The organism is Deltaproteobacteria bacterium, assembly GCA_011773515.1.
Classification (GTDB): Bacteria; Desulfobacterota; Deferrimicrobia; order J040; family J040; genus WVXK01.
In genome coordinates this window covers 46,302-47,291 of record WVXK01000006.1, presented here as the reverse complement: position 1 = coordinate 47,291, position 990 = coordinate 46,302, and the positions used below count along the sequence as shown (strand labels likewise).

Below are 990 nucleotides of genomic sequence, written 5' to 3'. Positions count from 1 at the left end.
AGAGACGCGCCTGCCGGTCCTCGTGATCACAAGCCCTTCCCGGTAGTCGACGGTTCCGCCCGTGCCTTCATCTACCCCGACGTCGCCGTGTGCGTCGCGGAACATGACGAAAACCCCCTCTGCAAGCCCGGGCTGCACCTTGACCGCCAGGGTGCCCTTCCAGCCGGCAGATCTGACCTCCACCTCGTCTTTGTCCCTCACCCCCATCTTCCGGGCGGTCTCCTCGGGTACGGAAATGAAGCGGCCGTATGAAATGGTGGTGAGGGGGTCGGGTATCTCCGACAGAAGGGGGAGGTCCCGGCTCCGGCCGTCGAAGGTCCGGATCGAAGGGGCGAGCACGAGGAGCGGTTTCCGGGGAGTTAGCTCCCCGGGCCTCTTCCCGAAAAGCTCTGCCGCCCTCTCCCAGTCGACGGCGACCCGATGCCTTTCACGGGGTGTCTCCATGAACCCCTTCTGTAAAAACTCGTCCCGACCCGCTTCGCCGAACAGGTTTTTCCACTCGCCGTAAAGGTACTCCTGGTAAGTCGAGGAAAATTCCGCACCTGGAAGCTTCCCGGCAATCCGGACCAGGATGTCCCCCTCGGAGAGGGTCCCGTGCATCGGCCTCACGGCGGGTTTTAGAAGGCTCCTTGTCCCCTTCCTCGGTTCGGCGTCGTCCCAGGTCTCGAGGGGATGAGAGAGGGGCAGCACGACGTCCGCATCCCGTGCCGTCTCGCCTGCAAACTGCCCGATGACGACCCTGAGCTTTGCCCCTGCCAGCTTCTCGCCGAACAGGTAGCGGGGGGGAAGGGAAGCGGCTGGATCCGTCCGGGAGATGAGTGCGACGCCGATCTCTTTTCCGCCGAGCCTCTCTGCAAGCTCCCCCATATCCCGGAGCGAGGCCACGCCTTCGTAGTTCTCGCCCCCGGAAAAATCCACCGGCACGCCATCGACCGACGTCATCCACTGAATGATCGAGGCGAGGAGTGCGACGTAAAGACCGTCCTGATG

General features: G+C 63.7%; 1 protein-coding gene. It reads right to left on the bottom strand.

Annotation, left to right across the window (positions count from 1 at the left end; genetic code table 11):
* Positions 1-990 (bottom strand): hypothetical protein (locus tag GTN70_00905; GenBank protein ID NIO15557.1); only part of this gene is annotated, 990 nt, incomplete at both ends.